At 38.9% G+C, this 1638-nt stretch carries 1 protein-coding gene; it reads left to right on the top strand.

The window, feature by feature from the left end:
• Positions 1-1638, top strand: a 1638-nt coding sequence (locus tag QO182_RS19410) for an HYR domain-containing protein (RefSeq protein ID WP_371563705.1), incomplete at both ends; no start/stop codon positions are given.

Below are 1638 nucleotides of genomic sequence, written 5' to 3'. Positions count from 1 at the left end.
TTCAATGATGGAAACGGAAACACTACTATAGCTACTCAAAAAGTAACTGTGAAAGATGTAACGGCTCCGGTGAAACCAACTTTGGCTGATGTTACTGGTGAATGTACTGCAACAGCGGTTGCTCCTACAACTACAGACTCTTGCGCTGGAACAATCACAGGAACGACTACTGATCCTTTGACTTATAATACACAAGGAACTTATACAATCACTTGGACGTTCAATGATGGAAACGGAAACACTACTATAGCTACTCAAAAAGTAACTGTGAAAGATGTAACGGCTCCGGTGAAACCTACTTTGGCTGATGTTACTGGTGAATGTACTGCAACAGCGGTTGCTCCTACAACTACAGACTCTTGTGCTGGAACAATAACGGGAACGACTACTGATCCTTTGACTTATAATACACAAGGAATTTATACAATCACATGGTCGTTCAATGATGGAAACGGAAACACTACTACAGCTACTCAAAAAATAACTGTGAAAGATGTAACAGCTCCGGTTATGCCTACTTTGGCTGATGTAACTGGTGAATGTACTGCGACAGCGGTTGCTCCTACAACTACAGACTCTTGCGCTAGAACAATCACAGGAACGACTACTGATCCTTTGACTTATAATACACAAGGAACTTATACAATCACTTGGACGTTCAATGATGGAAACGGAAACTCTACTACAGCTACTCAAAAGGTAATTGTGAAAGATGTAACGGCTCCGGTTATAAATTGTCCTGAATCTTTAACAGTAAATTTGGATTCAAACTCTTGTACTATAGTTAAAGCCAATGTAAACCTTGGAACTCCAACTTCAAATGATAACTGTGAGTTAAAATCAGTAACAAATGATGCTCCTAGTATTTTCCCTATTGGAAATACTACCGTGACCTGGACTGCAACTGATATTGCTGGAAATACAGCAACTTGTAAGCAAGTGGTAACTGTAATAGATAATATAAATCCAACGATAACTTGTGCTGCCCCTGTAAACATAACTTTAAACACTCAATCTATTTCTATACCAAAAGAAAATGTAGATCTTGGCACTCCTACTTCAAGTGATAACTGTGAAGTTAAATCAATAACAAATGATGCTCCGAACTTATTTCCTATTGGAAACACTACAGTAACTTGGACCGTAACAGATAATGCGGGCAATATAGCTACTTGTACACAATTGGTAACTGTAGTAGCTCCAGCTATCAAAGCTGTCAATGATATTGCGGGACCTATAAACGGTACTAACGGTGGTGATGCCGGAATCAATGTACTTACAAACGATACATTAAACGGTGTAAAAGTTAATCCTACAGATGTACTGATTACTTCTACTCCAAACGGACCTCTAACGGTAAATACGGATGGAACAGTAACTGTTGCGCCAAATACTAAAGCAGGTGATTATACCGTAGATTATACAATATGTCAAGTATTGAATCCTAACAACTGCAGTACTGCTACTGTGACAGTGACTGTAGTAGCTCCAGCTATCAAAGCTGTCAATGATATTGCGGGAACTATCAACGGTACTAAAGGTGATGATGCCGGAATCAATATACTTACAAACGATACATTAAACGGTGTTAAAGTTAATCCTACAGACGTATTGATTACTTCTACTCCAAACGGACCT

Source organism: Flavobacterium sp. Arc2, assembly GCF_041431385.1.
In the GTDB taxonomy this organism is placed as follows: domain Bacteria; phylum Bacteroidota; class Bacteroidia; order Flavobacteriales; family Flavobacteriaceae; genus Flavobacterium.
The sequence above is the reverse complement of the archived record's forward strand: the minus strand, read 5'-3'. Positions and strand labels throughout refer to the sequence as shown.